The organism is Streptomyces tibetensis, assembly GCF_007655005.1.
Lineage (GTDB): Bacteria > Actinomycetota > Actinomycetes > Streptomycetales > Streptomycetaceae > Streptomyces > Streptomyces tibetensis.
This window is the reverse complement of record NZ_SZVW01000003.1, coordinates 389,187-413,975: the sequence shown is the minus strand read 5'-3', so window position 1 is coordinate 413,975 and position 24,789 is coordinate 389,187. Positions and strand designations below refer to the sequence as shown.

General features: G+C 71.3%; 25 protein-coding genes and 1 riboswitch. Of the genes, 6 read left to right on the top strand and 19 right to left on the bottom strand.

The features are described from left to right. Positions 1-222 precede the first annotated feature (222 nt). The 7 genes from FDO69_RS06820 to FDO69_RS06790 are packed head-to-tail and all read right to left on the bottom strand — an operon-like array spanning position 223 to position 4,966. Positions 223-678 carry a PH domain-containing protein gene (locus FDO69_RS06820; RefSeq protein WP_104778828.1) on the bottom strand — a complete coding sequence of 152 codons (456 nt, stop codon included), beginning with the start codon at positions 676-678 and terminating at the stop codon, positions 223-225. A 14-nt stretch (positions 679-692) separates the two neighbouring features. Then, positions 693-1,541, bottom strand: coding sequence for an ATP phosphoribosyltransferase (gene hisG, locus FDO69_RS06815; protein ID WP_030843264.1), 849 nt, complete (start codon positions 1,539-1,541; stop codon positions 693-695). Positions 1,542-1,587: 46 nt separating this feature from the next. Further along, positions 1,588-1,860: a phosphoribosyl-ATP diphosphatase gene (locus FDO69_RS06810; protein ID WP_019983911.1), complete on the bottom strand. Its 273-nt coding sequence runs from the start codon at positions 1,858-1,860 to the stop codon at positions 1,588-1,590. Positions 1,861-1,894: 34 nt separating this feature from the next. Further along, complete coding sequence (ribH, locus tag FDO69_RS06805; protein ID WP_053668350.1) at positions 1,895-2,380, bottom strand: 6,7-dimethyl-8-ribityllumazine synthase; 486 nt, start codon at positions 2,378-2,380, stop codon at positions 1,895-1,897. A 53-nt stretch (positions 2,381-2,433) separates the two neighbouring features. Then, a complete protein-coding gene (locus tag FDO69_RS06800; RefSeq protein WP_104778827.1) occupies positions 2,434-3,723 on the bottom strand; it encodes a bifunctional 3,4-dihydroxy-2-butanone-4-phosphate synthase/GTP cyclohydrolase II in 1,290 nt (429 codons plus the stop codon). Beyond that, a complete protein-coding gene (locus tag FDO69_RS06795) occupies positions 3,720-4,361 on the bottom strand; it encodes a nicotinamide mononucleotide transporter family protein (RefSeq protein WP_104778826.1) in 642 nt (213 codons plus the stop codon). The genes FDO69_RS06800 and FDO69_RS06795 overlap by 4 nt, the downstream gene beginning before the upstream one ends. Continuing rightward, positions 4,358-4,966 carry a riboflavin synthase gene (locus tag FDO69_RS06790; RefSeq protein ID WP_104778825.1) on the bottom strand — a complete coding sequence of 203 codons (609 nt, stop codon included), beginning with the start codon at positions 4,964-4,966 and terminating at the stop codon, positions 4,358-4,360. The genes FDO69_RS06795 and FDO69_RS06790 overlap by 4 nt, the downstream gene beginning before the upstream one ends. A 144-nt stretch (positions 4,967-5,110) precedes the next feature. After that, positions 5,111-5,241, bottom strand: a riboswitch (FMN riboswitch). 346 nt (positions 5,242-5,587) lie between these two features. On the opposite strand from FDO69_RS06790, the gene FDO69_RS06785 reads away from it, so the two are divergent. Next, positions 5,588-6,475, top strand: coding sequence for an RNA polymerase sigma-70 factor (locus FDO69_RS06785; RefSeq protein WP_104778824.1), 888 nt, complete (start codon positions 5,588-5,590; stop codon positions 6,473-6,475). Between the two features lie 100 nt (positions 6,476-6,575). Then, positions 6,576-7,352, top strand: coding sequence for an SDR family oxidoreductase (locus FDO69_RS06780; protein ID WP_104778823.1), 777 nt, complete (start codon positions 6,576-6,578; stop codon positions 7,350-7,352). A 34-nt stretch (positions 7,353-7,386) separates the two neighbouring features. On the opposite strand, the gene FDO69_RS06775 is transcribed toward FDO69_RS06780, so the two are convergent. Next, a complete protein-coding gene (locus FDO69_RS06775) occupies positions 7,387-8,658 on the bottom strand; it encodes an ROK family transcriptional regulator (protein WP_104778822.1) in 1,272 nt (423 codons plus the stop codon). 135 nt (positions 8,659-8,793) lie between these two features. On the opposite strand from FDO69_RS06775, the gene FDO69_RS06770 reads away from it, so the two are divergent. Both FDO69_RS06770 and FDO69_RS06765 read left to right on the top strand, forming a co-directional pair. Then, entirely contained in the window at positions 8,794-9,999 is a 1,206-nt protein-coding gene (locus FDO69_RS06770; RefSeq protein ID WP_104778821.1) for an MFS transporter, read from the top strand. 102 nt (positions 10,000-10,101) lie between these two features. After that, positions 10,102-11,496, top strand: a complete 1,395-nt coding sequence (locus tag FDO69_RS06765; RefSeq protein ID WP_104778820.1) for a uracil-xanthine permease family protein — start codon at positions 10,102-10,104, stop codon at positions 11,494-11,496. Here FDO69_RS06765 and FDO69_RS06760 read toward each other — a convergent pair. Then, the gene (locus FDO69_RS06760; RefSeq protein ID WP_104778911.1) at positions 11,460-12,605 is read right to left on the bottom strand and encodes a glycoside hydrolase family 6 protein; all 1,146 of its coding nucleotides are present in this window, start codon (positions 12,603-12,605) and stop codon (positions 11,460-11,462) included. The genes FDO69_RS06765 and FDO69_RS06760 overlap by 37 nt on opposite strands. A 175-nt stretch (positions 12,606-12,780) precedes the next feature. Here FDO69_RS06760 and FDO69_RS06755 point away from each other — a divergent pair, with 175 nt between their 5' ends. Beyond that, on the top strand, positions 12,781-13,494 hold the full coding sequence (locus FDO69_RS06755) for a DUF5995 family protein (protein ID WP_104778819.1): 714 nt from the start codon (positions 12,781-12,783) through the stop codon (positions 13,492-13,494). Positions 13,495-13,568: 74 nt separating this feature from the next. Here the strand turns inward: FDO69_RS06755 and FDO69_RS06750 are convergent, their stop codons facing one another. Both FDO69_RS06750 and FDO69_RS06745 read right to left on the bottom strand, forming a co-directional pair. Then, positions 13,569-15,266 (bottom strand): flavin monoamine oxidase family protein, encoded by a 1,698-nt coding sequence (locus FDO69_RS06750; RefSeq protein ID WP_104778818.1) that lies wholly within the window; start codon positions 15,264-15,266, stop codon positions 13,569-13,571. A gap of 53 nt (positions 15,267-15,319) precedes the next feature. Continuing rightward, positions 15,320-16,108: a carbon-nitrogen hydrolase family protein gene (locus FDO69_RS06745; protein ID WP_104778817.1), complete on the bottom strand. Its 789-nt coding sequence runs from the start codon at positions 16,106-16,108 to the stop codon at positions 15,320-15,322. Positions 16,109-16,416: 308 nt separating this feature from the next. Between FDO69_RS06745 and FDO69_RS06740 the strand changes: the two genes are divergently transcribed. After that, the gene (locus tag FDO69_RS06740; RefSeq protein WP_104778816.1) at positions 16,417-16,956 is read left to right on the top strand and encodes a Repetin; all 540 of its coding nucleotides are present in this window, start codon (positions 16,417-16,419) and stop codon (positions 16,954-16,956) included. On the opposite strand, the gene FDO69_RS06735 is transcribed toward FDO69_RS06740, so the two are convergent. From FDO69_RS06735 to rpe, 8 genes are all read right to left on the bottom strand, one after another. Next, the gene (locus tag FDO69_RS06735; protein ID WP_104778815.1) at positions 16,925-18,121 is read right to left on the bottom strand and encodes an MFS transporter; all 1,197 of its coding nucleotides are present in this window, start codon (positions 18,119-18,121) and stop codon (positions 16,925-16,927) included. The genes FDO69_RS06740 and FDO69_RS06735 overlap by 32 nt on opposite strands. 136 nt (positions 18,122-18,257) lie before the next feature. Beyond that, positions 18,258-18,710, bottom strand: coding sequence for an Lrp/AsnC family transcriptional regulator (locus FDO69_RS06730; RefSeq protein WP_104778814.1), 453 nt, complete (start codon positions 18,708-18,710; stop codon positions 18,258-18,260). 10 nt (positions 18,711-18,720) lie between these two features. Continuing rightward, positions 18,721-20,190, bottom strand: a complete 1,470-nt coding sequence (locus tag FDO69_RS06725) for an amino acid permease (protein WP_104778813.1) — start codon at positions 20,188-20,190, stop codon at positions 18,721-18,723. 231 nt (positions 20,191-20,421) lie between these two features. Continuing rightward, positions 20,422-20,916: a GNAT family N-acetyltransferase gene (locus tag FDO69_RS06720; protein WP_104778812.1), complete on the bottom strand. Its 495-nt coding sequence runs from the start codon at positions 20,914-20,916 to the stop codon at positions 20,422-20,424. Positions 20,917-21,004: 88 nt separating this feature from the next. Continuing rightward, on the bottom strand, positions 21,005-22,447 hold the full coding sequence (locus FDO69_RS06715) for a GuaB1 family IMP dehydrogenase-related protein (RefSeq protein WP_167526533.1): 1,443 nt from the start codon (positions 22,445-22,447) through the stop codon (positions 21,005-21,007). A 108-nt stretch (positions 22,448-22,555) separates the two neighbouring features. Beyond that, positions 22,556-22,927 carry a barstar family protein gene (locus tag FDO69_RS06710; RefSeq protein WP_170320847.1) on the bottom strand — a complete coding sequence of 124 codons (372 nt, stop codon included), beginning with the start codon at positions 22,925-22,927 and terminating at the stop codon, positions 22,556-22,558. A 3-nt stretch (positions 22,928-22,930) separates the two neighbouring features. After that, positions 22,931-23,974, bottom strand: a complete 1,044-nt coding sequence (locus FDO69_RS06705) for a sugar-binding transcriptional regulator (RefSeq protein WP_104778810.1) — start codon at positions 23,972-23,974, stop codon at positions 22,931-22,933. Positions 23,975-24,052: 78 nt separating this feature from the next. Then, complete coding sequence (gene rpe / locus FDO69_RS06700; protein WP_104778809.1) at positions 24,053-24,739, bottom strand: ribulose-phosphate 3-epimerase; 687 nt, start codon at positions 24,737-24,739, stop codon at positions 24,053-24,055. Between the last annotated feature and the right edge of the window lie 50 nt (positions 24,740-24,789).

The window sequence follows — 24,789 nt, the reverse complement described above, 5'->3', positions numbered from 1 at the left end:
GTACCCCGGGAACGGGACACGCGCTATGTCGGCAGGGGGCGGCGCAGGTACTGCAGGACGATCCGTCCATCGCCGGAGAGGGTCACTCCTCGGTTAGCAGGAACCCCTGGCGCACCGGGCGGGGCGGCAGGGGCGGAGGCGCATCCGTTCGCGCCTCCGGAAACAGATTAATCAAGACATGGCCCGATGCGGCAGGGTGACCACCCTGAGGATCTCCCCGAGTCAGCCCTGACGCCGCTCGGGGTCCGTCACCGAACGGGCCTCGACGAGCGCCCGCAGCGCCCGGGCGTCGGCGATGGCACGCTGCTTGGCGAGGCCCGGCTGGATGCCCAGAGCAGGCAGGCTGGTGCCGTCGCTGAGGTTGAGGAACACCCAGGGGTCGCCGGGCCGGAGGGTCACCTGGAGGATCTCCGCCCACTCCAGACGGCGCTTGTTCGTGAGATTGACGACAGTGACGCCGTCCTCGTCCACGACGACCTTGGGTCGCGCCAGCAGGAGCAGCACGGCGTCCAGCAGGAGCGCCGTGAAGACGAAGCTCACGCGCTCGCCGGGGCTGAGCTGCTTCAGCAGCATCGCGACCGCCGTGATCACCACGAGGATGGCGACGGCCGCGGTGAGCAGCACCACACGGGTGCTGCCCGGCCGGAACGTGACGGGCAGGGTGGGCAGATCGGACATCTCGCGTACGTCCCTCAGAGACGGCAGGCGTGGATGGCCGTGGTCAGGATGGCCCGGGCGCCGATGTCGTACAGGTCGTCCATGATCCGCTGGGCTTCCTTGGCCGGGACCATCGCGCGGACGGCGACCCAGCCCTCGTTGTGCAGCGGGGAGACGGTCGGGGACTCCAGGCCGGGCGTGAGGGCGACGGCCTTCTCCAGCTGCTCGACACGGCAGTCGTAGTCCATCATCACGTACGTCCGGGCGACGAGGACGCCCTGGAGGCGGCGCAGGAACTGCTGCACCTTGGAGTCGTCGGCGTCCGCGCCGGTGCGGCGGATCACGACGGCCTCGGACTGCATGATCGGCTCGCCGGCGACCTCCAGGCCCGCGTTGCGCAGCGAGGTGCCGGTCTCGACGACATCGGCGATGACCTGGGCGACGCCGAGCTGGATGGCGGTTTCGACGGCGCCGTCGAGGTGGACGACGGAGGCGTCGATGCCGTGCTCGGCGAGGTGGGCGGCGACGATGCCCTCGTAGGAGGTGGCGATCGTCTTGCCGGTCAGGTCCGCCAGGCCGCTGATCGTGCCGGGCTTGGTGGCGTAGCGGAAGGTGGAGCGGGCGAAGCCGAGGGCGAGGATCTCCTCGGCTTCGGCGCCGGAGTCGATGAGCAGGTCCCGGCCGGTGAGGCCGATGTCGAGCTGCCCGGAGGCGACGTAGATCGCGATGTCGCGGGGGCGGAGGTAGAAGAACTCGACCTCGTTCACCGGGTCGACGATCCGCAGCTCCTTGGACTCCCGGCGCTGCTGGTAGCCGGCCTCATGCAGCATCTCCGCCGCAGGGCCGGACAGGGAACCCTTGTTGGGGACGGCGATGCGCAGCATGAGGTCGGCTTCCTTTGCGTGGTGTCTGACGGGAACGGGGTGCGGCTCAGAGGTGGGCGTAGACGTCGTCGAGGGAGATGCCGCGGGCGACCATCATCACCTGGACGTGGTACAGCAGCTGCGAGATCTCCTCGGCGGCGGCTTCCTTGCCCTCGTACTCGGCGGCCATCCACACCTCGGCGGCCTCTTCGACGACCTTCTTGCCGATGGCGTGGACGCCCTTGCCGACCAGTTCTGCGGTGCGGGAAGTGGCGGGGTCGCCCTGGGCGGCCTTGTGCTGGAGCTCGGTGAAGAGCTCCTCGAACGTCTTCTTGGACATGGTGACGCTCAGCCTATGCCACGTGTGCCTTTCGTCAGTGCCAGGGTTCGGATACTGAGCGGAGGGTGGCCGCGGTCGCCACCGCGGCGGTCACCGCCTCGTGCCCCTTGTCCTCGTTGGAGCCCTCGATCCCGGCGCGGTCCAGGGCCTGTTCCTCGGTGTCGCAGGTCAGCAGGCCGAAGCCGACCGGGACGCCGGTGTCGACGGACACCTGGGTGAGGCCCTGGGTCACGCCCTGGCACACGTACTCGAAGTGGGGGGTTCCGCCGCGGATGACGACGCCGAGGGCGACGATCGCGTCGTAGCCGCGGCCCGCGAGGACCTTGGCGACGACCGGGAGCTCCCAGCTGCCGGGGACCCTGAGCAGGGTCGGCTCGTCGATGCCCAGGTCGTGCAGGGCGCGCAGGGCGCCGTCGACCAGGCCGTTCATCACCTTCTCGTGCCACTGTGCCGCGATGACGGCGACCCGGAGGTCACCCACATTGCGTACGGACAGTTCCGGTGCACCCTTGCCGCTCACGTCTCTCCTCAGAGCTTTCTCGCTGTGCCGTCTTGCAGTCTTGCCGTGCTGCCTTACTGGTTGCCGCAGGCCGGCACGGTGGTCGTGTCCAGCCAGGGCAGGTCGTGGCCCATCCGGTCCCGCTTGGTACGCAGGTAGCGGAGGTTGTGCTCGCCGGCGTTCACGGGCATCGGCACACGGGCCCTGACCGCGATGCCGTGGCGGACGAGCGCGTCGGTCTTGTCGGGGTTGTTGGTCAGCAGCCGGACGCCGCGCACGCCGAGGTCTGCGAGGATCTGCGCGCCGGCCGCGTAGTCGCGGGCGTCGGCGGGCAGGCCGAGTTCGAGGTTGGCGTCGAGGGTGTCGCGGCCGCGCTCCTGGAGTTCGTAGGCGCGCAGCTTGGACATCAGGCCGATGCCACGGCCCTCGTGTCCGCGCAGGTAGACCACGACGCCCCGGCCCTCCTCCTGGATGCGGGCGAGGGAGGCGTCGAGCTGGGGGCCGCAGTCGCAGCGGGCCGAGCCGAAGACGTCGCCGGTGAGGCATTCGGAGTGGACGCGCACGAGGACGTCCTGGCCGTCGCCGATCTCGCCGTGCACCAGGGCGACGTGCTCGACGCCGTCGACGGTGGAGCGGTAGCCGTGGGCCGTGAAGGTGCCGTGGGCGGTGGGCAGCCGGGTGGTGGCCTCGCGGCGGACGGTGGGTTCGCTGCCGCGGCGGTAGGCGATCAGGTCCTCGATGGAGATGATCGTCAGGCCGTGCTTGCGGGCGAAGGGGATCAGCTCGGGCAGGCGCAGCATGGTGCCGTCCTCGCCGGCGATCTCGACGATCGCGCCGGCCGGGCGCAGGCCCGCGAGGCGGGCGAGGTCGACGGCGGCCTCGGTGTGGCCGTTGCGGGTGAGTACGCCGCCGGGCCGGGCGCGCAGCGGGAAGATGTGGCCGGGGCGGACGAAGTCGTCGGGGCCACAGACGCCGTCGGCGAGCAGCCGGAGGGTGGTGGCGCGGTCGGAGGCGGAGATGCCGGTGCTCACGCCGTGCGCGGCGCAGGCGTCGACGGAGACCGTGAACGCGGTCTTCATCGACTCGGTGTTGTCCTCGACCATCTGCGGGAGCTTCAGCCGGTCCAGTTCGTCGCCCTCCATGGGGGCGCAGATCAGGCCGCGGCACTCGCTCATCATGAAGGCGACGATCTCGGGGGTGGCCTTCTCGGCGGCGATGACGAGGTCGCCCTCGTTCTCCCGGTCCTCGTCGTCGACGACCACGACGGGGCGGCCGGCCGCGATGTCGGCGATGGCCTGCTCCACGGGGTCGAGGGTGAAGCTCTCGACGTCGTCGGTGCTGTACAGGGTGGTTGTGGCGCTCATGCCGGCGCTCCTTCCAGGGTGGGCCGCGCGGTCTGACGCGAGCGCAGCCACCAGTCGCGCATGCCCCACAGGACGAGCGCGCCGTAGATGACGTAGACGAAGCCGGAGAAGGCGTAGCCGTTGGCGAAGTTCAGGGGGACGCCGACGACGTCGACGAGGAGCCAGGCGAACCAGAACTCGACCATGCCGCGGGCCTGGGCGTACATCGCGACGACGGTGCCGACGAAGATGTAGGCGTCGGGCCAGGGGTCCCAGGACAGGGTCGGGTACGCCTCGAACAGCAGCGCCACCGCGACCGTGCCGGCGGCGGCCGCCGCGACCATCGCGGCGCGCTCGCGCCAGGTGGCGAACCGTACGGCGATGTGGCCGTCTTCTCCCTGGCCCTTGCCGCGCTGCCACTGCCACCATCCGTACAGGGCGACGATCATGACGACCGCCTGCTTGCCCGCGCTGCCGGTGAGGTGGCCGTAGAAGGCGCCGAAGAGGATGAGGCCGGCCAGGAACTGCACGGGCCAGGTCCAGATGGAGCGTCGCCAGCCGAGGGCGAGGGCGGCCAGGCCGAAGAGGTTGCCGACCATGTCGGACCAGAGGATGTGCTGGCCGAAGAGGACGAATGCCTCGGAGTTCAGCGTGTTCACCGGCCGGCCCCCTGCGCACGGTCGCCCAGCATCCGCTCGACGTACTTGGCGATGACGTCCACTTCGAGGTTGACCGGGTCGCCGGGCTGCTTGTGGCCGAGCGTGGTCAGGTCGAGGGTGGTGGGGATGAGGCTCACGGTGAAGTGGTCGGGGCCCGCGTCGACGACGGTGAGGCTGATGCCGTCGACGGTGATGGAGCCTTTCTCGACCACGTAGCGGGTGAGGTCCGCGGGGAGGGAGATCTTCACGATCTCCCAGTGCTCGGAGGGCTTGCGCTCCAGGATCTCGCCGGTGCCGTCCACGTGGCCCTGCACGATGTGCCCGCCGAGGCGTTCGCCGACGGCCATGGGGCGTTCGAGGTTGACGCGGGAGCCGGCCTTCAGGGCACCGAGGCTGGAGCGGTTCAGGGTCTCGGCCATGACGTCGGCCGTGAACTCGTCGCCCTCGTGGTCGACGACCGTGAGGCACACTCCGTTCACGGCGATCGAGTCGCCGTGCTTGGCGCCTTGGGTGACGACCGGTCCGCGCAGGCGGAAGCGACAGGCGTCGTCGAGGGTCTCGACGGCGGTGACCTCGCCCAGCTCTTCGACGATTCCGGTGAACACTTCCCGGGTCCTCCTGCCTCTTCGGGCACGGACTCCGGGGCTGTCGATGACGACAGAAGATACGAGCAGGAACACCGGGGACGACGCCGGACGGAGTCCGTCACGAGGACGGACGTATCGGCGGCACGCACGGATGCCCGCTCGCCGCGCACTGCCTCCCATCCGGACTTTAACCGTCGGTCCAGGAATTTCACCTGGTCAACCGGCCGCTGGAGGCGACCGGGTCGCGGACTGTAACCGCCGGTTCGGACTTTCACCGACCCCGGAGTGCGCTGCTATTGGTACAGGGCCAGTGTGCCACGCCTGATCGACATGCAAAGGGGCGATGTATGTGGGCTGCCTCACAGACCTGTCGCAGCCCTTCCCGAGCGCGACCGCCACCCCGACTTCCGCGCCGACGCGACCTGTTGGAGTCCGGCATTGGTACACACCTATTGACGATGTGGTCTAGTCCTTTCTAGGGTCATCAAGGTCGGCTCACCCTCACTGACCGGCCCGGCGGCGGTGACGACGGCCCTTGCCCGCCGTCGGGCCCCCTCACGTTTCAGAGTCCCGCACCCGGGCTTTGCCCGCCGAAGCCTCCCCACCCCGGGCGAGCCGTCCTCTGGCAGGGTGAGTCGTATGACCGCGATCACCGCCCAGGAGTTCGAAGTCCACCGGCCCCGGCTGTTCTCACTCGCCTACCGGCTGCTGGGCTCCGCCGAGGAGGCGGAGGACGCGGTCCAGGACGCCTACCTGCGCTGCAGCGGCGCCGACCGGGCGGGGATCGAGAACCCGGCGGCCTGGCTGGCCAAGGTCGTCACCAACCTCTGCCTGAACCGGCTCACGTCCGCACGGGCCCGGCGCGAACGGTACGTCGGCACCTGGCTGCCCGAGCCCGTGGTCACCTCGGACGGCACGCTCGGCCCGCTGGAATCCGCGGAGCAGCGGGACGCCGTGTCGATGGCCCTGCTGGTGCTGCTGGAACGGCTGACGCCGACCGAGCGGGCGGTGTACGTGCTGCGCGAGGCGTTCGGCTACGGGCACCGGGAGATCGCCGCCGTGCTGGACCTGAGCGAGGCCAACTGCCGTCAGCTGTACCGGCGTGCCGTGCGGCGGGTGGGTGAACCGCGGGCCCGGTTCGAGCCCGCCTCCGAGCGGCAGGAAGAGCTGGTCACCTCGTTCATCACGGCGGCCCGTGACGGGGACCTGGCCGGACTGGAGAAACTGCTCGCGGCCGACGCGACCTGGTGGAGCGACGGTGGCGGCAAGGTCACCGCGGCGCGGTGGCCCATCGAGGGCGGGCCCGACATCGCCCGCTTCCTGGCGGGCGGCGGGCCGAAGTTCGCGAAGGGCCTGGACTTCGTGCCGACCGAGGTCAACGGGGCGCTGGGGCTTGCGAGCTGGGCGGGCGACACACTCGTCGGACTGTCGGTGGTCGAGGTGCGCGACGGGCTGGTCACGGCTGTGCGGGCCGTGGTCAACCCGGAGAAGCTGGCGTTCGCACGGCGTCAGCTCACCCGGCCGTAGAACCGCCGGGCGCGCCTGTCACATTCGCGGGCGCTGTTCGGTCTCAGTGGTGAAGGGCGCTCCACCCGGGAGCGCCCGGCGTCCGAAGGGGCTGAACAGCATGACCACGATCCTGGTGACCGGCGGCACCGGAACGCTCGGACGGCTCGTCGCCGAGCGGTTGCGCCCGGGCGGGCACGAGGTGCGGGTGCTCAGCCGGCACAGCGAGCCGTACGCGGTGGATCTGCGGGCGGGCGGAGCCGGGCTGGACGCGGCCGTCGCCGGTGTCGACACGATCGTGCACTGCGCGTCGTCGCAGAAGGGAGACGAGCAGGCGGCGGAGAACCTGATCAGAGCGGCGCGCGGCGCGGGCGTGCGTCATCTTGTCTACGTGTCGATCGTGGGTGTCGACGAGGTGCCGTTCCCGTACTACCGGAGCAAGCTCGCGGTGGAGAGGCTGGTCGAGGAGTCGGGGATCGGCTGGACCGTGCTGCGGGCGACTCAGTTCCACGATCTGCTGATCATGATGTTCCAGGGACTGTCGAAACTGCCGGTGATGTTCCTGCCGGCAGGTGTGCGGGACCAGCCGGTGGAGGTAGCCGAGGTCGCGGACCGGCTGGTCGAACTGGCGGTGGCCGCGCCGGCGGGACGGGTGGAGGACATGGGCGGGTCGGAGATACGGCCGCTGGACTCCCTGGCCCGTGCGTATCTGAAGGCGTCGGGCCGCCGGCGAGCGGTGGTGAACGTACCGCTGTGGGGAGCGGCGTACCGGGGCTTCCGCAGCGGGGGCCATCTGGCGCCGCGACGGGCGATGGGGAAGGGGTCGTTCGAGGAGCACCTGGAGAGGCGGTTCGGGGGCGGCCGGGTCCAGGAGGAGAGCGGGCGGTCCGGGGTCTGAGGGAGAGGACGGAGGGGGCCGGTTGCGGACCGGCCTACCAGCCCGGGGAGGGCCGGAGTGGGGGTTCGCCAGGCCTGAACAGTTCTTCTTGGGCGCGGTCCCGAGCCGTCAGCAGCGCGCCGCGCAGGACCGCACCGCCGCCCAGGGTCGTCGCCCGTACCTCCGTGCGCAGTGGCGTCATCCGGGCGATGCGGTCCTGCACCCGTGAGGCGAGCTCCTCGCCACCGGCCTGACCGACCTCACCGCCGAGCACCACGCACCCGGGATCCAGAATCGCCACGACGGAGGCGACCCCGACGGCGAGACGATGGGCGAGGGCGTCGAGAAAGCGGGCGGTGGGGGCAGGGGCCGGCGGTGGGGGTGCCTGGGCCCCGGGGGTGAGAGATTCGGCCCCGTCCGCCGCCGCCCGCACCACGGCGACCGCCGCTCGCACCACCCCCACGGCGGACGTCTGCTCCCCCGGCGTCACCGGAATGCCGCACTCGGCCGCGAGGGCCACGACCGCCGACGAGGAGGCCAGCGAGTGGAAGCCGCCCTCGCAGTCCGTGGCCGACGGCAGTGCGGCCGTGCCCGGGACCGGGAGGAAGCCGATCTCGCCGGTGCCGCCGGAGGCGCCGCGGCGGAGGGCGCCGTCGAGGACCACGGCCGCTCCCGGTGCGTGGCCGAGCCACAGCAGGACGAAGGTGTCCCGGTCCCGGGCCGCCCCGTCGCGCTGCTCGGCCAGCGCCGCGAGGTTGGTCTCGTTCTCGACGCTGACGCGGGCCTCGGGCAGCCGCTCCTGAAGGGTGGCGACGAGCCGACGGTGCCACTCCGGCAGTCCGGTGGAGTCACGGAGTTCGCCGCTGGACGGGTCGATCAGGCCGGGCGCACCGATCCCCACGGTGTGCAAGCGGTCGGCACCGGCCTCCTTCGCCACGTGCTCGACCAGCGTGACCGCCTGCTCCACGGCGGGGCCCGTGCCGGTGTCGTCCCCGATGGGCACCGAGGCCTCGGCCCGCACCCGCCCCACCAGGTCCGCGACGGCCACGGCGACGCTCTCGGTACGGACGTCGAGGGCGGCCAAGTGCGCCCGGTCGGCGACGATGCCGTAGACCCTCGCGTTGGGGCCGCGTCGCTGCTCCCCCGCCTCGCCGACCACCGCGATCAGTCCGGCGGCGGTGAGGCGTTCGACGAGGTCGGCGACGGTCGGCCGGGACAGACCGGTCAGCTGCTTCAACTGCCCTGCCGTCAACGGGCCTTCCTGCTGGAGCAGGCGCAGGGCGAGCCGGTCGTTGATGGCCCGGGCGGTGCTCGGGGATGCGGGCATGCGCGGATCCTCCCAGATCGACGGGGCCGTCGACCGTGGCCAGCGGAAAACCCTCTTATTATCAGGCAGGGTTCCTGATAGTTTACGCCCGCACCGGTCACGGAACGCGGCAGAGACCTGGAGGGGGACCGCAGAATGGGCAACGTGGTCGACGAACAGCGCGAGGTGAAGCGGTCCCGGTACGCCGTGGCCGCCGTCTTCGCCGTGCACGGCGCCGTGACCGGCTCGTTCGCGACCCGCGTGCCGTGGATCCAGGACCACGCGGGCGTGAGCGCGGGCCAGTTGGGGATCGCGCTCGCCTTCCCCGCGTTCGGCGCGTCCGTGGCGATGCCGCTCGCCGGCGGCATCATCCACCGCTTCGGCTCCCGGAACGCGCTGCGCGGACTGATCGCCTTGTGGACGCTGTCGCTGGTGCTGCCGTCTCTCTCGCCGAACCTGCTGACACTCTGTCTGGCCCTGTTCACGTACGGCGCGACGGCCGGCATGACCGACGTGGCGATGAACGCGCTGGGTGTCGAGGTCGAGAACCGCCTCGGGCGGTCGATCATGTCCGGACTGCACGGAATGTGGAGCGTGGGCGCCCTGGTCGGCTCGGCGGCCGGCACGCTCGCCGCGCATCTCGGCTCGGACGCCCGGCTGCACCATGCCCTCGCCGCCGCCGTCCTCACCGTCATGGGGGTGCTGTCCTGCCAGTGGGTGCTCGACCTGCAGCCCGCCGAGGACGAGGACCCGCCGCCGCGGTTCGCGCTGCCGCCCCGGTCGGCGCTGCTCATCGGCGCGATCGGGTTCTGCGCGGTGTTCGCCGAGGGAGCGAGCCTGGACTGGTCGGCCGTCTATCTGCGTGAGCAGCTGGAGACCTCGGCCGGTCTGGCGGCGGCGTGCACCACGGGCTTCACGCTCACCATGGCCGTCGCCCGGCTCGCCGGTGACAAGGTCGTGGACCGCTTCGGTGCCGTGCGGACGGTGCGGACGAGCGGGGTGTTCGCCGTCCTGGGCGGACTGCTGATCGTGATCTCCGACCATCCCGCGGTGGCGATGAGCGGGTTCGCGCTGATGGGACTGGGCATCGCCGTCGTCGTGCCGCTGTGCTTCGCCGCCGCCGGCCGCAGCGGATCCAACCCGAGCCTGGCCATCGCGGGCGTCGCGACCATCACGTACACCTCGGGGCTGATCGCGCCGAGCGCGATCGGGATGCTGGCGCAGGCGACGAGCCTGATGGTGTCGTTCTGCCTGGTGACGGCGCTGTCGTGCGGCCTGGTGGCGTTCGCGGGCGTGCTGCGGCCCGGCGAGCGGACGAGGATCGGCCGGACGGACGCGGCGGTTCCCGACCCGCGGCCCTGAGCGCACACGCCACCGTCCGGGTCGGCCCCGGTCGGGATCTCCTCCGGCGCACCCCGACAATGGTCCGGACACTCGCACGCACGACGAAAGCGAAACCGCACCATGGATCTCGGCGTCCGCTGGAAACTGCACGGCGACGGACGCACCCCGGCGCCCGGCGCGGTGGTCCGCCCCGACGAGCGGCTCTCCTGGCCCCGCACGGCCGGACTGGGCGCCCAGCACGTCGTGGCGATGTTCGGTGCGTCCTTCGTGGCACCGGTTCTGATGGGCCTGGACCCGAACCTGGCGATCATGATGTCGGGCGTCGCGACCGTGGTGTTCCTGCTGGCCACCCGCGGCAGCGTGCCCAGCTACCTGGGCTGCTCGCTCTCCTTCGTCGGAGTGGCGGCGGTCATCCGGGCGCAGGGAGGCAACAGCGCGACCGTCACGGGGGCGGTGTTCGTCGTCGGGGGCGCGCTGTTCCTGGTGGGGCTCGCCGTGCGGCGGTTCGGGGCGCGGATCATCCATGCCGCGATGCCGCCGATCGTGACCGGTGCGGTGGTGATGCTGATCGGCTTCAACCTGGCTCCGGTGACGGCCTCGACGTACTGGCCGCAGGACCAGTGGACGGCCCTGCTGGTGATGCTGTTCACCGGTCTGGCGGTGGTCTGTCTGCGCGGCTTCTGGTCCCGGATCGCGATCTTCCTGGGGCTGGTCTTCGGCTACGGCATCTCCTGGGTGTTCGACCTTCTCTTCGGCAAGATCCACTCGGTGGACGCGAGCGGCAAGCTCACCGACCACTGGCGGCTCGACCTCTCCGGCGTGGACAAGGCCGACTGGATCGGACTGCCCACCCTGCACGCCCCGTCGTTCGAGTGGTCGGCGATCCTGGTCGCCCTGCCGGTCGTCATCGCGCTGGTCGCGGAGAACGCCGGGCATGTGAAGGCGGTCGGCGAGATGACCGGCGACGATCTGGACGACAAGCTCGGCACGGCCATCTCCGCCGACGGCGTCGGCTCCATGCTGTCCACCGCGGTCGGCGGCCCGCCCAACACCACGTACTCCGAGAACATCGGCGTGATGGCCGCGACCCGCGTCTACTCGACGGCCGCCTACTGGGCCGCCGCCGGCTTCGCCCTGCTGTTCGGCGTCTGCCCGAAGTTCGGCGCGGTCGTGGCGGCGATCCCGGGCGGGGTGCTCGGCGGCATCACCGTCATCCTGTACGGCATGATCGGCCTGCTGGGCGCGCAGATCTGGATCAACGCCAAGGTGGATCTGCGCAATCCGCTGAACCTGGTCCCGGCCGCGGCGGGCATCATCATCGGCGTCGGCAACGTCTCCCTGAAGTTCTCCGACACGTTCTCGCTGAGCGGCATCGCGCTCGGCACGGTGGTCGTCATCACCGGCTACCACGCCCTGCGGGCCTTCGCCCCGGCCCACTTGAAGACGCAGGCGCCGCTGCTGGACGAGGGCACCTCCTCCTACGACGAGGCCGAGTCGGACGACGCCAAGGCGTAGGCGTAGGAGGCCGTGAACGTCCCCGGCCTGCCCTTGCAGCCGTCGGACTCCCCCGGCAGCTTCACCCACAGGTAGGCGTCGATCCGGGATTGGCCGGTGCTCAGGGTGGGGGCCCGGCCGAGCTTGCGGCCCGCCGGGTCGCACCACTCGCCGTCGGCCGGGGCGCCGTTGCCGTTGCGGCTGGTGTCGATGACCGCGCCGAGACTCGCCGGGCCGCCCAGCGCGTCGAGGACCCGCCGGTCGTAGGCGACCTCGTCGGCGGTGGTGTGGAAGTTGGAGACGTTGCTGAAGATGCCGTCGGACGACTCGGGCGAGGCGGCACCGGCCTGCCGCAGCCAAGCCGCCTGCCGGGCGGGCGCGTTCCAGCCCGAGTGCCCCGCGTCGAAGTAGACCCGGGCCCGGGGGTTGGCGGCCTTCAGCACGCGGCCGGCCCGGGCCAGCGAGGCGAAGCGGTCCGCGCGTGCGGCCGCGGAGAGGCACTCGGTCTGGGCGACCGAGTCCGGCTCCAGGACGACGATGACCTCGCCGGAGCCCAGCCCCTGCGCGAACCGGTCGATCCAGGCGTCGTAGGCGTTCAGATCGGGCGCACCGCCCTGGGAGTGGCCCCCGCAGTCCCGGCCGGGGATCGCGTACGGCACGACCACGGGCACCCGGCCCAGCGCGGTACCGCCCGACGTCACCGCGGCGACCCGGGCTGTGACGGTCTGCGGGGAGTAGTCGGCGAACCAGACGGCCGCCGGCTGCTGGGCGATACGGGACGCGATGACCGCGTGCCGCGGATCGCCGGAGTGGGAGCGGACCCAATCCAGCACCTGGGAGTCGGGGTGGCGGTAGAGCCGTCCGGGCACGGTGGCGGTGTGCTCCCGCTTCGTCTCGGTCCTCGGCGGCGACGGGCTCCGCGTCGGACGCGCGGACGGCGACGGTGAGGCGGAGGCGGACTCGGTGACGGTCGGCGCGGACGGCGACGGCACGGCCGGCAGGGGCGCCAGGCGGGGCGAGGCCGACACCTCGGCGGGCGCGGCCTCGTCCGTGGCCCGACTGCCGTCGAACGCGGAGAGGATGCCCGCGACGGCGCCGGCCGCGACCACCACGGAGGCGGCCACGACCATCGCGCCGCGCCGGGCGGCGCGCCTGCGCCCGGCCCTGCGGGCGGCCAGGCGCTGGGCACGCGAGCCTGCCACGGTGCTGCTCCCCCTCCCCCTGCGGCGGGCGGTGTTCCCCCGTTTCGGGGAAGCGCCGGGCCCGCCGGCACTCCCGTCAGCCTAGAGCTGCGACTCTGCCCGCATGCCGCGATGCGAACAACTCCCCCCAGCCGTGGACACTCCGGTCGACACCGTCATCTCCCGTATGCGCGCCCTCGACGCGGCCCTGCACCCGCGGGACGGGGTGGCGGTCTTCAACCGTGTCTACCTCGCTGTGACGGAGGCGGTGGACCGGTACGTCGACACCGGCCGGTTCGCGGACGCCCACGCCGCGATCACGCTGGACGTACGGTTCGCGCAGCGGTACCTCGCGGCCGTCGAGTCGGCGGCGGACGAGCGGCGTCCGCCCGCCTGCTGGCGGCCGCTGTTCCAGTTCCGCCGCCATCCCGGGGTACGGCCGTTGCAGTTCGCGCTGGCGGGCATCAACGCGCACATCGGGCACGATCTGGCCCTGGCCGTCGTGGACACCTGCCGTACGCTCGGCTGCGCACCCGTCGATCTGGAGGACGAGTTCGACATGGTGGGCGATCTCCTCGCCTCGCTGGAGGAGCGCATCCGCGACGATCTGATGCCGGGGCCCGACCTTCTCCGGATCGCCGACCCGCTGACCCACCTGCTCGGCTCCTGGAGCCTGGACCGCGCCCGGGACGCCGCGTGGACGGCGGCCCGGGCCCTGTGGGTCCTGCGTGAACTCCCCGACGTCGCCGATGAGTTCACCGAGCGCCTGGACACGGCGGTGGGCTTCGCCGGGCGCATGCTGCTCACGCCCCTGACCGAGCCGCCGCTGCGGAGCTAGTCCTCCGGCAGCTCGGCCCCCGGCACTTCAGTCCTCCGGCAGCTCGGCCCCCGGCACTTCAGTCCTCCGGCGATTCAGTCCTCCGGCAGCTCGACGGGCGCGATCTCGTCGTAGACGTCGCCGGGGCCCGGGTTGGTCGGGTCGGTCGTGCCGCCCAGGTGGTGCATGACGCCCCAGACCGCGTTGAGGGCGGTCTGGATGGCGCCCTCGGCCCAGCCGGCGGTCCAGGAGATGTCGTCGCCGGCGAGGAAGATGCCGCGCTTGTCCTCGGGCAGCCGGTCCTGCATGAAGTGCGTGAACAGGCGCCGCTGGTAGCGGTAGTGGCCGGGCAGGTTGGCCTTGAACGCGCCCATGAAGTAGGGCTCGTTCTCCCAGGAGACCGTCACCGGGTTGCCGATGATGTGCCCCCGGATGTCGACCTTGGGATAGATCTCGCCGAGCGACTTCAGCATGACCTCCATCCGCTCGTTCGCGGACAGCGGCAGCCACTTCAGGCTGTCGTCGCACCAGGTGTAGGAGAGGCAGATGACGGCGGGCTTGTCGGGGCCGTCGTCGAGCAGGTAAGTGCCGCGCGTCATACGGTCGGTGAGCGTCATCGACATGACGTCCCGGCCGGTCTCCTCGTCCTTGTCCAGCCAGAACGGGCGGTCCACCGGCACGAACAGCTTGGAGCTCTCCATGTAGTGGGTGCGCTCGATCGCCGTCCAGTGGTCGATCGGGAAGAGCGAGTCGTCACAGGCGATCTTCGACAGCAGCATCCAGGACTGGGCGGTGAAGATCGCCGCCTGGAAGGTGCGGATGTCGCCGCTCGCGTCGGTCACGGTGATGCGGTTGCCTGCGGTGCGGTGCAGCCGGGTCACGGCCGGGCGGGGCTCGCCACCCTCGTGCAGGGTCGCGAGCGAGGTCCCCAGGGCCCAGTGGACGATCTTCTGCGGCTCGCGCTCCCACAGGCGCAGCGGCAGCTGCTGGGAGCCGCCGACGATGCCGCGGTGGTGGTCGTCGGCCTCGGTGTAGACGACCCGCAGGATCTCCAGGATGGAGTTCGGGAAGTCGGTGTCCCAGCCGCCCGTGCCGAAACCGACCTGGCCGAAGATCTCGCGGTGCCGGAAGGACTTGAACGCCTCGGAGTCGCAGAGGAAGCCGTAGAAGGTCTGGTTGTCGAGCTTCTCGACGAGCTTGGACCAGATCTCACGGATGCGCGGCACGTCCCGCTCGCGCAGTGCCCGGTTCATGTCGGAGAAGTCGGCGCCCTCCTCCAGGCAGCGGTTCCACGCCTCGGCGACGTCCCGGTAGACCTGGGGCAGGTCGCCGATCGTCTCGGCGTAGTGCGACTCTCCCTTGAGGTCGACGACGGTCGACGGGGTCGCCTCCGACAGCGGGTTGGGGAACGGCCGCGTCTGCAGGCCGACCAGGTCGATGTAGTGCTGCAGGGCCGTGGAGGACGGCGGGAAGCGCATCGCGCCCATCTCGGCGGTGAGGGACTCGTCGCACCCGTCGAAGCCCACCGTGCGCAGCCGGCCGCCGATCTGGTCGGCCTCGTACACGACCGGCTTCAGGCCCATCTTCATCAGCTCGTACGCGGCGACGATGCCGGACAGGCCGCCGCCGATGACCGCGACCTCCGTGCCGTGCTCGGTCGCGGGTATCTGCCCGAGCCCCGCCGGGTGGGCGAGGAAGTCGTCATAGGCGTACGGGAAGTCCGGGCCGAACATGGTGATCGGCGGCTGCTGCGCGTCAGCGTGCTCGACGGCGTTGGGCACGGTGGACGTCATGGGGTACGGACTCCTTGCACGGGTACGAGCGGGCGGTTCAGGTTCAGGGGGATTCAGACGAGCGAGCCGTACAGGCCGGGCCGCCGGTCCCGCAGATACGGGTTGTTCTCGCGCGACGCGGCGAGGAAGGCCGGGTCGACGTCGGCGAGCACGAGTTCCTCCCCGCGTCCGGCCCGGGTCCGGGCGACCCCGTCGGGCCCGGCGAGCGTGGACAGCCCCACGAACTCGAACTTGCCTTCCGGGCCGACGCGGTTGACGTACGCGACGTACATCTGGTTCTCGAAGGCCCGGACCGGGATCACCGACTCGGCGACGAACTGGAACGGGTGCATCTGCGCGGTGGGGACGACGAGCAGATCGGTGCCCGCCAGGGCGTGGGCGCGGACGTTCTCCGGGAATTCCACGTCGTAGCAGATCAGGAGACCGACCCTGAGGCCGTCGATCTCGGCCTGGACGACCGGCAGGTCCCCGGGTGTGAAGTGGTCGCGCTCGAAGCAGCCGAAGAGGTGCGTCTTGCGGTGGTTGGCGAGGCGGGTGCCGTCGGCGGAGATCAGCTGGACGGAGTTGAACACGGCCTCGCCGGCCCGCTCGGGGTAGCCGTAGGCGATCGCCAGCCCGTGGCTCGTCGCGATCTCGGCGACGGCGTCGGCACAGTCGCCGTCGGCGGACTCTGCGAGCCGGCCGATCTCGTCGCCGATCGCGTACCCCGTCAGGAACAGCTCGGACGTGACCAGCAGCCCGGCGCCCGCGGCGGCGGCCCGGCCCGCGGCCTCGTCGAGGACCTTGAGGTTCTCGACGGTGGAGCCGGGGTGGCCGGAGCTCTGGAGCAGGGCGGTGCGCATGCGTGATCCTCACCGGACGGAAGGGGGGTTGGGGACCTTTGGGGGGCCATGTAGACGGTACGGGCGGCTGACCAGGGCGGACAAGCAGGAGCCGTTGCGCGCCGGTGAACGGTTCGTTGCGTGCCTGGAGGCCGCCGCGGCGATTCGTTGCGCCCCTCGGGTCTCACTCCCGCTCCTCCTCGGAGCGCAGCTCCGCGCGGCCTCCCCCGCCGTACGGCGGAGGCGGGGTCCCGCCCCTGGCGCGATGTTCCCGCCGCGCCGGGCCGGAAGAGTAAGGGCTGTCCACACGACCTGCGGAAGGGAACACAATGAAGCGCCGTACGAAGATCGTCGTGCTCGGCTCCGCCCTGCTCCTCACGGCCGGGGCGGCCTCGGCCGCGACCGCGTCGGACGCGCCCCGGCCGCCACGGGAGGCCGCGGCCCTCACCGGTACCGCCAAGCTGTATCGCTCGGACGGGGACGACATCACTTTCTCGTTCGACGCACACCTGGCGTCGAAGGACACCGCCATCCCGATGCAGGCGACCGGCACCTTCGAGTTCAGCCACTACCTGAACGGCAAGGGCGCCTGGGCGAAGGCGAGGGTCGACTGCCTGGTGACCGGAGGCAAGGTCGCTGTCGTCTCCGGCGTCGTCACCGCGTCCGACCTCCCGGGCGCAGAGGGCAGGCGGGTCGGCGTCACCGTCCACGACCTCGGCCGCCACGATCGGCTCGGCTACAGCTGGATGGAGTCGGGCAGTCCTGCCGAAGGGAACGAACCGCCGAAGTGCGCGAGTGCCGCCCCCTTCGAGAAGGTGAAGAAGGGGACGGGCGACTTCACGGTCGTACCGTGGCAGCCCGAGCTCTAGCCAGCGCCAGGGCCGTCACCAGGTAGGGGATCGCCAGCACCGCGAAGACGGTGCTGTGCGCCATGTCGGTCCCGAGCAGCGCGTACACGCCGAACGTGGCGACCGTCGCCAGCTCGGTGCCCAGGCTCGCCACTGAGGTGAGCGTGGCCCGGCGGGAGTCGCCGATGCGGTGCTGGAGACGGACGTCGGCGAGTACTTCGGCCAGCTGGAACCCGGCGAAGGCGAGGCTCACCAGGACGACACCGGCCAGGGAGCGGGCCAGGGCTCCCACGGCCAGGGCGAGGGCGGCGCCCGCGAGCAGCACCGCGAGCCCGGTCGTGCCGAGGCGTTCGGCCGGTCCGGTCAGGAGGCTGCCGAGGGTGACGCCGGCCCAGATCAGCATGATCAGGTAGGGGACCGTGGCCTCGGCGACGCCGAGGTCCCGGACGAGCAGCGGGGTGTACTCGTCGAGCGCGCCCCAGACCGCGGCGACGGCCGGGACCAGCAGCAGGGCGCCGCGCACCGCACGGTTCCCGCGGGCGTCGGCGAGGCCGGTGCGCAGGGTCCTCGCCCAGGAGTCGCCGGTGCTCTCCGGCCGCACCCGGTGCTCCGGGAAGCGGGTCGCGGTGACGGCGGCCAGCACACAGGCCAGGACACTCGCGGCACCGACGGCCGGGTAGCCGCCCCGGGCGAGAACGGGCCCCGCCAGGCCGGTGGAGGCCACCGTGCCCAGCAGCCGTGCGGCCCGGGCCCGGCCCATGACCCACGCGTACCGGTCGGCGGCGCCGAGCCGGTCCAGCTCGTCGTAGACCAGCGCTTCCAGAGCGCCGGAGCCGAGGGCCCCGCCCGCGCCCCACAGGACGAAGCCGGCCGCGAAGGCCCCGTACGACGGGACGGCCACCCACAGCGCGAACCCGGCGGCGGTCAGCAGCGGGCCGATCCACAGCAGCCTGCGGCGCGACATGGCGTCGGCCCAGGCGCCGGAGGGCACTTCCAGCACCACCGAGGTGATCGACCACAGGGCGAACAGGGAGGAGATCTGCCAGAGCGACATGCCGGTGTCGGCGAAGAGCAGCGCGTACACCGGGTAGAGCAGGACGAAGTCGTCGAGGAACGCGTAGCCGTACAGCGTGCGCGTCAGACGGCGGACACCGGTCGCTTGCACGCGTGCGGGTGAGAGTGTCATGAGGCCTTCCCGGAAGGACGGATCGGACGCCGGAGGTACGGCGGCCGAGGCGGTCCTCGGGAGGCACGGCTGGTGGATCAATGTCGCCAGGTCATGACACCCAGGCTAGGGGTGTCGTCCGCTGGGGGCCACGGAGTTACGTGGGCGAACCGGACGAGAAGCGCCGCAGCAGCGGCGAGAGCACGAGCACGGACTTGGTCCGCTCGACGAACGGCTCCCCGGCGATCCGTTCCAGGACCCGTTCGAAGTGCCGCATGTCGGAGGCGAAGACCTGGGCGATCGCGTCCGCGTCCCCCGTGACGGTGGACGCGGCCACGACCTCCTGGTAGCGCTCCAGGCCCCGCTGGATGGTCTCCGGGGAGGTGTTCCCGCGGCAGTAGATCTCGACGAACCCCTCGGTCTCCCAGCCGAGGGCGCCCGGGTCAACCCGTACGGTGAAGCCGGTGATGGCTCCCGTGGCCCGCAGCCGGTCCACGCGCCGTTTCACCGCGGGGGCGGACAGGCCGACGAGCGAGCCGATGTCGGCGTAGGAGCGGCGGGCGTCCTCGGCGAGGGCGTGCACGATGCGTTCGTCGAGATCGTTCAGCACAGTGGGTCGTTCACTTTTCGGATGGCGCGAGTCGGGATCGGCGGTAGCCGTACAGGAAGTAGAACACGAGCCCGGCGGCCATCCAGACACCGAAGACCACCCAGGTCACGGTCGACAGGCTGCCCATCATCCAGATGCAGAAGGCGAAACCCAGCGCGGGCAGGACCGGGGAGAGCGGCACCCGGAAGGTGCGCGGCATGTCCGGCTTGGTCCGGCGCAGCACGACGACGGCCACGTTGACGAGGGCGAAGGCGAACAGGGTGCCGATGCTGGTGGCGTCGGCGAGCTGCCCGAGCGGGATCGCGGCGGCCAGGACACCGCAGAACAGCGACACGATCAGGGTGTTGGCGCGGGGGGCGCCGGTCTTCGGGTGGACCCTGGCGAACACCTTGGGCACAAGACCGTCGCGGGACATGGCGAACAGGATGCGGGTCTGGCCGTACAGCACGGTGAGGACGACGCTCGCGATGGCGATGACGGCGCAGAACGCCAGCAGGGTGCCCCAGAAGGTCTGTCCGGTGACCTCGCGCATGATCTGGGCGAGGGCGGCCTCGGAGTCGGTGAAGCCCTTCCAGGGCTTGGCACCGACGGCTACGGCGGCGACGAGGACGTACAGCGCGGTGACGATGACCAGCGACAGCATGATCGCGCGGGGCAGATCGCGCTGGGCGTTCTTGGCCTCCTCACCGGCGGTGGAGGCGGCGTCGAAGCCGATGTAGGAGAAGAACAGCGTGGCACCGGCGGCGCTGACGCCCGCCATGCCGAGCGGCATGAAGTTCTCGTAGTTGCCGGAGCGGAAGCCCTGGACGCCGATGGCGCAGAACATCACCAGCGCGGCGATCTTCACGACGACCATGACGGTGTTGGCGCGGGCGGACTCGCGGGCACCGCCCAGCAGGAACGCCATCGCGAGCAGGACGACGATCAGCGCCGGCAGGTTGAACACGCCGCCGTCGCCGGGCGGGGCGGACAGGGCGGCCGGGATGGTGACGCCGATGGTGCCGTCGAGCAGTTCGTTGAGGTACTCGCCCCAGCCGACGGCGACGGCGGCCACCGACACGCCGTACTCCAGGACCAGGCACCAGCCGCATATCCAGGCGATCAGCTCGCCCATCGTTGCGTACGCATACGAGTACGAGGAGCCGGCGACCGGGATGGTGCCGGCCAGCTCGGCGTAGGACAGGGCCGAGAACAGGGCCGTGAGACCGGCGATCACGAAGGAGAGGGTGACGGCCGGGCCCGCCTTGGGGACGGCCTCGCCGAGGACGACGAAGATGCCGGTGCCGAGCGTGGCGCCGATGCTGATCATGGTCAGCTGCCACAGCCCGAGGGTGCGGCGCAGTGACCCACCCTCGCCCTGACCACCCTCCGCGACCAGGCGTTCCACCGGCTTGCGGCGCATGAGGCGTGCGCCGACGCCGGGGGGTCGGGAGGCCGCCGTGGGGCCTGGGTTCTGCGGGGGTGCGCCTTGGTCGAGCACGCGCTGGCTCCTTATCGCTGCCGGTCAGGCCGGCGGGGACCGCGGGCACCCTTGAGCAGGGACCCACCGAGCGGAGTCCCCGCCACGCCACGTACGAGGCGACAGCCTACGAGCATCGGCGTTGCTGGTGAAATGCAGCAACCTTGCGCGTACCTGCAAGATCATTGCGTTACCGGGGGATGGGCGGGTGTTCGTTGCGGGACGGCTGTCGAGTGTTGCATCAGGGAGCCGTCAGAGGGCTTTCACGAGGAACACGCAGGAATCGGCCCGCTCCTGTCGAACGCCCTCGGCGGTCAGGTGGACCCAACGGTCGACGTACGCCACGGTGGGCAGATAGCCGAGCCTGGCGTAGAGCGCGGCCGCGCGGGGGTTGTCGTCCCCGACGCCGAGGCCCATCGCGCCGATACCTCGTTCCCGCGCCAGCCGCTCGGCGGTGTGCACCAGCGCGGTGCCGACGCCCCGGGAGCGGAGCGATGCGGGCCAGACGAAGAGGCCGTTGATCTCCGGGCACCCGGGTAGAGCGGCTTGCACCTCCGGCGCCTCGCAGCCGGTCCAGCGGATCTCCGCATGGCCCACCGGACTGCCCTCCCGCCACGGGATCAGATAGGTGCTCTCCCCCGCCCGCTGCCGTGCGAAGCGGGCGGCATGACTGCCGTCGGCGCTGTGCGACGGCATGTGGCGCTCCAGCGCCTCGATGTCCTCGGTCCTGCACTCGGCGATCTCCATGCGCCGACGGTAGGGTCCGCGTGCGCGAAACGGCCCCCGTTTTTCCCGCGGGGCGGGTCGACGGGGGCCGCTGACAGGGGATTGGGCGTCAGCTCCAGCTGGCGTGCAGGGGCTTGCCCTCCGCGTAACCCGCGGCGCTCTGGATACCGACGATGGCCTTTGCGGCGAACTCCTCCAGGGAGCCGGCACCGGCGTAGGTGCAGGAGGAGCGGACGCCCGCGATGATCGAGTCGATCAGGTCCTCGACGCCCGGGCGGGCCGGGTCGAGGAACATCCGGGAGGTGGAGATGCCCTCCTCGAACAGCGCCTTGCGGGCGCGGTCGTACGCCGACTCCTCCGAGGTGCGGTTGCGCACGGCCCGGGCGGAGGCCATGCCGAAGGACTCCTTGTAGGCGCGGCCCTGGGCGTCGTGCTGCAGGTCGCCCGGGGACTCGTAGGTGCCGGCGAACCAGGAGCCGACCATCACGTTGGACGCGCCGGCCGCGAGGGCCATGGCCACGTCACGAGGGTGGCGGACACCGCCGTCGGCCCACACGTGCTTGCCGTACTTCTTCGCCTCGGCGGCGCACTCCAGGACGGCGGAGAACTGCGGCCTGCCGACGCCGGTCATCATGCGCGTGGTGCACATGGCGCCGGGTCCGACACCGACCTTGACGATGTCCGCGCCGGCCTCGATGAGGTCGCGCACACCCGCGGCGGCGACCACGTTGCCCGCGACGATCGGCACCTGCGGGTCGAGGTCGCGCACCAGCTTCAGGGCGCTGATCATCGACTCCTGGTGGCCGTGGGCCGTGTCGATGACGAGCGCGTCGACACCCGCGTCCAGCAGTTCCTGCGCCTTGCCCGCGACGTCGCCGTTGATACCGACGGCGGCGGCGATGCGCAGCCGGCCCTGCGCGTCGGTGGCCGGCTGGTAGAGGGTGGCGCGCAGGGCGCCCTTGCGGGTCAGGATGCCGGCGAGCGTGCCGTCCCCGTTGACCGCGGGGGCGTAGCGGCGGTTGGCGTGGTCGAGGGTGTTGAAGGCCTCGCCCGGGTCCATGTCCGCGTCGATGAGCAGCAGGTCCCGGGACATGACCTCGGCGAGCTGCGTGAAGCGGTCCACGCCGGACAGGTCGGCGTCGGTGACCACGCCGACCGGCTTGTGGTTCTCGTCGACGACGACACCGGCGTCGTGCGCGCGCTTGGGCAGCAGGGCCAGCGCGTCCGCGACCGTCTGGTGCGGGGACAGGATGATCGGGGTGTCCAGCACCAGGTGCCGGCTCTTCACCCAGGAGACGACGTCGGTGACCACGTCGTTCGGGATGTCCTGGGGTATCACCACGAGGCCGCCGCGGCGGGCCACGGTCTCGGCCATGCGGCGGCCGGCGATGGCGGTCATGTTGGCGACGACGAGCGGGATGGTGGTGCCCGTGCCGTCCGGGGAGCTGAGGTCGACGGCCTGCCGCGAGCCCACCGAGGAGCGGCTCGGCACCATGAAGACGTCGTCGTACGTCAGGTCGTACCCGGGCTGGATGTCATTGAGGAAACGCACGTGCTGCACATCCCAGTCGATCAGAGGTGACCCCCGGACCGGCCGGCCAGGGGGAAAGAGCACGTACTTCATTCTCCCATGCCACCCGCCCGAACGACCCCCAGCGGATCATCCAGGCTGGTCAGGGGGCGTCTCGGAGGATTCTCCAAGGCCGAGGGTCACGAACAGCCCGGGTCCCCGGTCCGTCGCCTCGGCGAAGATCTCCTCGGCGACCTGCCACTCCTCGGGCCGCTCCTCGGCGTACGTCCGCCAGCCCCGCACGACGACCAGCAGCCCCCGCTCCCCGGCCCCCTCGGGATAGAGGGCGGGGTCGGAGAGGCAGTCGGCGAGGGCGTCCCAGTTGCGGCCGAACCAGTCGGGCAGGGCCAGGTCACGGGCGCAGCGGTCCATGAGGCCCGCCTTGTCCGTGACCCCGTCCAGGTCCAGGACGAGCACGATCCGGCCCGCCGGGTCGTGCACGTCGTGCGCCTGGCCGGCCACTCGTCAGACCCCGTCCGGGTCGGACCTGTTGAGCGCATTCTTCGGCGCCGGTCCGGCCGTCATCAGATAGTCGGCGGCCGACGTGTCCGTGACCAGGCTGGTCACGAGCCCGGACCGCAGCACCGCGTCGATCGCGGGCCCCTTGCGCTGCCCGCCCGCGATCGCGACGACCTCGGGGATCCGCCGGAGCTGGTCGGCCTTGACGGTGATGCACCGCTCGCCCAGGTCGCGGCCGACCCGGCGGCCGTCGGCGTCGAAGAGGTGCGCGGACATCTCGGCGGCGACACCGAGAGAGGCGTAGTGCGCGCGCTCCTCGTCGCTGAGCATGTCGTGCACCGTGGAGATGCCCGGCTCCCAGGAGCCGATGGAGACACAGGCGACGGTGACCTTGTCGAAGTGCTCGAAGGCCCGGGCGATTCCCGTCTGGTTGCGCAGGGCCGTGGCCGTGGCCGCGTCGGGCAGCAGCATCGGGGCGTAGATGGGGTGGGCGTCGCCGCCGGACACCTGGGCGGCGCGGCGCACGGCCTCCACCGAGCCGCGCTCGGCGGTCCCGGCGTCGTAGACACCCGTCAGCTGCACCACCGTGCAGGGTGGCAGCCGGTCGAGCGCCGCCGCCATGTGGATGGTGGAGCGGCCCCAGGCCAGGCCCAGCACATCCCCCTCGTCGACCAGTTCGCCGAGCAGGTCGGCGGCCACTTCTCCCAGGTTCTCGGGGTCGGGGCTCTCCTCGGCCTCGGCCGGAGACTCGACCACGACGGCGTGCCTGAGGCCGTAGCGGGCGCGGAGCGCGTCCGAGCGCTCGGCGTCCAGTTCGGCCGGCACACGGATCTCGATACGCACGAGATCCCGTTCGAGAGCGGTTTCCAGGACCCGGGCCACCTTGAAGCGGCTGACGCCGAACTCCTCCGCGATCTGGATCTTGGACTTGCCCTCGAGGTAGAAGCGGCGGGCCATGGCCGCCGCCTGCACCAGCTCAGCGGGTCCCATCCGCATGGCTGACCGGCCCGCCGACATACCCGACACGGCGTTCTCCTCACTGCTGTTCACACTCTGGATTCGCCGTTCATCCTTGCAGATGTGGCGCGGTTGATCAGCCCTGATGAGAGCCGTTCACTTTGCTGTGGCTCAGTGGTCGCAGGCCCAGGTGGCCTTCGCCGACGCCGCCTCGGCCTGGGTGCGTAGTGCACGTACCGCTTCTGCCGGGTCGTTTGCCCCGTAGACCGCCGATCCGGCCACGAAGACGTCGGCTCCGGCGTCGGCGCAGCGCTCGATGGTGGAAGCGGAAACTCCGCCGTCGACCTGGAGCCAGAGCTCCAGTCCGTGCTTGCTGATCAACTCGCGGGTGCGGCGAATCTTCGGAAGCATGATGTCGAGGAAGGCCTGTCCCCCGAAGCCCGGTTCGACCGTCATGATCAGCAGCATGTCGAGCTCGGGGAGCAGGTCCTCGTACGGCTCGATGGGGGTCGCGGGCTTCAGCGCCATCGAGGCGCGGGCGCCCTTGGCACGGATCTCCCGGGCGAGCCGGACCGGAGCCGCGGCGGCCTCGACGTGGAAGGTGACCGAACCGGCCCCCGCTTCCACGTACTGGGGCGCCCACCGATCGGGGGCCTCGATCATCAGATGGCAGTCCAGCGGGGTGTCCGTCGCACGGGCCAGCGACTCTACGACCGGCACGCCGAGCGTGAGGTTCGGGACGAAATGGTTGTCCATGACGTCGACGTGGAGCCAGTCGGCTCCTTCCACGGCCTTCGCCTCGTCCGCGAGGCGGGCGAAGTCTGCGGACAGGATGCTGGGGTTGATCTGCGCGGCCATGTCCTAAGACTGCCATGCCCTGCGGGGGTTGTGAGCATCGGACCCAGGTG